Genomic DNA, 4,097 nt, shown 5'->3' with positions numbered 1-4,097 from the left:
GTTCGCTTCGGTGCCCAAACCATTAGTGAACAGGACTATCAGGCGTTGTTACACAAGGCATTACAGTGCCAATGTTCTCTGGATTGATGGGTACTGCGGACAAGGAGCCTTTAGCTTAGAATGTATAGCGTTAGAGGGAGTTATTTCTTATGTCTTTCCTTTACGACGCCGCCAAGCGCGACACGCCAATTACTGAGGATGCGATCGCAAGTAACCCAGACATAGCCAAGCAGCTACAGGCACGATTGTCTAACTTCTGGCTGTTGAGCGAACCGGATGGGAAGTGGGGGCCGAAGTCTAAACGGGCGCTTGCCACTTTCAAAGCATTTAAAGGGATTCAGGAAGAGGGATTGGGGAAGGCTACGGCTAGCTCCCTGATTAACACTGACCCACATTTATTGATAAGAGGATGGTATCTGGACGGAAGCTGGGCATCACGGACAGTAATGTGGTATGTGTTGCACAACTTTTATATCAGCACCAATCCGGGTGAGATTAATATCTGCTACTTCCGAGGGTTAAATCGGGATGGCACCTGGAATGGAAATGCGCCGTTTCAATTCAATGATCGCCGCATGATTTGGGTGTGTAATCGCAACGACCAAGGGTTGCTCGTTCCCCACTTTAAGGGGAACTGGCTCGCGACCTGTGACCCCGGAGAATATTATTGGGAACACCCCATGAATGATTCAGGGTGTGCAGACATCAAGGCGTGGCAATACCAAGCGTGGTCAACCGGAATGCATCACGATCAGTTTGCCTTAATTCAGACAGGAAACATAACGGTTTTAAGAGGACCTGACAGAGTACCGGACACAGGGGATGATTTTTGCGTCGATCAGCACTCTGTGGGGCATGGACAAGATTTCAATTTTGGGGAAGACCCTGGTAGGTGGTCTGCTGGTTGCCAGGTTGGGGCATCACGGCGAGAGCATGATCAGGAGTTTATGCCACTGGTGCAGAGCGACCCACGAGAGAAGGCCAGTCCAAGTCGATACAAGCACTGGACGGCAGTGATTAATGGTGATGATTTTCTCTCTATGTTTCCTGGGTGATGGTGTTTGCTGTAGTCAGCCTCCCAAAACCGAGGGATAGTCCGAGGGTTAGTAAATAGGTAGTCGAGGATTCTACAGCCTGCAATTTTATGCTGCCAGTAAAAGCTAAAATCAACCAAAACATTGAAAATTAAAATCTTCCAAGTCACTTTCCATTACGGATTTCGCGCAACAGATAAATAAAAATACCTACATTGGCTAAAAATATAAGAAATTTTAGAATTGAAAATCCTTTACTTAATTCAAAAATTTCGGGCAAGATACTGATAGATACTAATCCCAAAACTAGCCAACTTGCCCATTTTTTCTGATACCAAAGCCCCAACGCCTCAACCGTTGTCACAGCTGCATAAACTCCTGCTGCTATTCCACTTAGCTCTAGAGTTCGGGGGTTAAAGTTCAAGATTTTCTCTAAAACCCAAGCAATGAAACCGAGCTTACCTGATAAAGTCAAGCTATCTTCGAGCTGTAAAAGTTGTGTCTGCTTTTTTATGGCTAGGAGAAGGGAGAAAGAAATAATCACTAAAAAAATGGCTGTAATCGCCTTGTAAACAACAATTGCTATTAAGCCAGGTGAACGCTTTGCCACTTAAATCAAGGAAGAAATAATGTTAATGCTCAGTGCAACAATAAAGGTGTAAAACCAAAAAGATAGCAGTCCATGTAGGAGTGCTATACGCCGGATTAACCGTGAGGTAATCGCTACATCTGACACCTGAAAAGTCATGCCTAGGACAAAGGCAAAGTAGGCAAAATCTAAATAATCTGGCTGTTGTTCACCAGGAAAGTCTAAGCCGCCGATATGAGGTGATGGTGTTGGTGTCTGCTGTCGATATCTTTCACTTCGGTAGTAGTAGTAGTGGGCGTACCGCAGAGTGAACACGGTATGCAGCAGCAGCCAAGAACAGAACATGGACACAACCGATAGTGCTATATGCAGTCCCAACTGTCCTTTGGGTAGTTCTTTATGGGTTCCTAAGAGAAAGGCGACGGCACAAAGACTTACCACAGCAGCAGCGATAACCAGCACGGAAATCAATATGCGGTTGTTATCCTGAGTCTGAGCACGTTTCTTAATTTGCTCGGGGTGGGCAGTCAGGATAACGCTCCAAGTTAAGAGTAACAATACCACGACAAAAGCATTCCAGCCGATGAGTGTTCGCGTTAAGGGTCTCAGAGACTGGGGGACTAGCAGGAAAACTACTGTCGCGATGGCAAGACTCAAGAGTAAGCGATGTTGTGAGTCTAAGCGCCACAGCCAAGCCGGGGTAGAGGTGGATCTCACGCTTAATGAGTACTTGTGTTGGGTAGGATAAGAGCAGGCAACTTGAACAGTGGATAAGACACAAGTTTTCTCGTTGATTAACGGAGTGGCTTGAGCAATTTTGGGAAAAGCATATCTGGCGGATATGGCGCTACTGTGTCAAAACTGTGGCGATGGCTCTAACTCTATTGATTGGTAGCCAGAGTCACGACCCAGAAGTCCTTCTTAGGGGAGTAGCTTAGCTGTAATCGGCTCAGGTGCGATCGCTTCTAGGTTAATCGATCGCAACAATTGCTCCCACTCTTCCTTGAGGGTAGCCTCATTAGGTTGCTGACGGCGCAGTTCGGCAAGAGTGGTGAGAGCCTCGTGCCAAATGCCTGCTTTATGATAAATAAGAGCCTTCTGTGCGGGCGTGGCTTGCTCTAACTCACGTTGAAGTGAGGGCTCGAGGGCAATCCGTTCTACCCAGGCTGAAACAACGATTTTGGTTGGCTCATCCAGCTCGTTAGGGGTTTCCTCTGGTTTGCGATCGCACGCTATGCTAAAAAACCAGTTATACCGCTTATTGACCTGAAGGGGTGGTACCGAGTCGGGAAGCTTAAAACCAACCACACCAGGCGTGCTTACCGACGCGGATAACGAGGTTTGGTAAATGACATTGCCCTGATCATCTTGTAGGATAAACTCAACGGAATGTTCAGACGTAAGGGAATAAGGGGAATAAACCCAAAACGTGGGATGGGAGGCGACGGTTAAGCCCAAGACAGAGCCTGCGGGAGTAGCGGTGAGAATTGGGTTTTGGCTGCGATCTGGGGTGGCTGAAATAATCGGCACTAACGCAGTGAGACGCTTGTTGGTCGATGGACACATCCCACGACTGGCTCCACCTGTCCGTTGACCAGGTGCGGGTGCGCCTCGGTCTTTTGGAGGGTTTTGAGAGCGACTCGCTCCGCCTTGACGGCCATCGTTTCCTGGTGCGCCTCGGTCTTTTGGAGGGTTTTGAGCGCGACTCGCTCCGCCTTGACGAGCACCCTTTCCAGGTGCGCCTCGCCCAGTGGGTTGTCCTTGAGTCTGGGCGAATTGTAGCCTGAGGGAGGAGGGTGGAGTTGGCGCTGCCGACGTTGCTGTAGAGACGGAGGATAGGGCAGATTGGTCTAGTACAGGTGTGGCAACGCTGGGTAAAGGAAGACCGCTATATGCCCCTACAACGGTCAAAGCGATCGCCCAAGGGGCATCAGCAAAGCTGCTTGCTAGGGTTTTCTGTCGTTGGGATAACTTTTTGTATATCATAACAATCCTAGTGCTTGGGAAAGCTGGGGGAGCAGGGGAAGTGGGCAGTGAGCAGTTCAGCTGGCGCACATTTAAGTTGCATGTTGATGTTTAACACATTTCTTGTGGGCTGGGCATCTTGCTCGTCCAAATCAGGCTTGCTTAGATGTACCGCAGCTTATCAGTGACTCGTTATCGGTCGGTCTGGTGCATACTGCTCACTGTTCACTGTTCACTGTTTAGGGGTAAGCATGGAGGTAATCGGTTCGGGAGCGATCGCGTTTAAATCAATCAATTGCATTAATTTATCCCACTCCTGTTTTAGGCTGGCATCCTGGGGATTTTGGCGACGCAGTTCAGCCAGAGCGGTTACAGCTTCGTACCAAACCCCTACTTCGCTATAGCGCAGAAACTTCTGTTGGAGTTTGGTTTGCTCTAAATCCCGATTTAGTGATGGGTTCAGGGCAACCCGTTGCACCCAGCCCTCAACCGATCTGAAATCGCTACGC

General features: G+C 48.6%; 6 protein-coding genes. 2 read left to right on the top strand and 4 right to left on the bottom strand.

Annotated features, from left to right (window positions below):
• Both V6C93_RS27890 and V6C93_RS27885 read left to right on the top strand, forming a co-directional pair.
• Positions 1-196: hypothetical protein (locus tag V6C93_RS27890; protein ID WP_333479933.1), on the top strand; the 196-nt coding region annotated here is incomplete at its 5' end.
• Complete coding sequence (locus V6C93_RS27885; protein ID WP_333479932.1) at positions 150-1,055, top strand: hypothetical protein; 906 nt, start codon at positions 150-152, stop codon at positions 1,053-1,055. The genes V6C93_RS27890 and V6C93_RS27885, both read left to right, overlap by 47 nt.
• A gap of 145 nt (positions 1,056-1,200) precedes the next feature.
• Here V6C93_RS27885 and V6C93_RS27880 read toward each other — a convergent pair whose 3' ends face one another.
• The 4 genes from V6C93_RS27880 to V6C93_RS27865 all read right to left on the bottom strand — a co-directional run.
• Positions 1,201-1,644 (bottom strand): DUF2127 domain-containing protein, encoded by a 444-nt coding sequence (locus tag V6C93_RS27880; protein ID WP_333479931.1) that lies wholly within the window; start codon positions 1,642-1,644, stop codon positions 1,201-1,203.
• Positions 1,645-2,340 carry a DUF1345 domain-containing protein gene (locus V6C93_RS27875; RefSeq protein ID WP_333479930.1) on the bottom strand — a complete coding sequence of 232 codons (696 nt, stop codon included), beginning with the start codon at positions 2,338-2,340 and terminating at the stop codon, positions 1,645-1,647.
• 204 nt (positions 2,341-2,544) lie between these two features.
• Entirely contained in the window at positions 2,545-3,609 is a 1,065-nt protein-coding gene (locus V6C93_RS27870) for a DUF928 domain-containing protein (RefSeq protein ID WP_333479929.1), read from the bottom strand.
• 211 nt (positions 3,610-3,820) lie between these two features.
• On the bottom strand, positions 3,821-4,097 hold a 277-nt coding region (locus V6C93_RS27865), incomplete at its 5' end, for a DUF928 domain-containing protein (RefSeq protein ID WP_333479928.1).

The sequence above is a fragment of the Allocoleopsis sp. genome, from assembly GCF_036703385.1.
GTDB lineage: Bacteria > Cyanobacteriota > Cyanobacteriia > Cyanobacteriales > Coleofasciculaceae > Allocoleopsis.
The sequence above is the reverse complement of the archived record's forward strand: the minus strand, read 5'-3'. Positions and strand labels throughout refer to the sequence as shown.

Excerpts from the sequence above, each read along its gene's own strand:
- V6C93_RS27885 (WP_333479932.1), top strand. The coding sequence starts at position 150 with ATGTCTTTCCTTTACGACGCCGCCAAGCGCGACACGCCAATTACTGAG.
- V6C93_RS27870 (WP_333479929.1), bottom strand. The coding sequence starts at position 3,609 with ATGATATACAAAAAGTTATCCCAACGACAGAAAACCCTAGCAAGCAGC.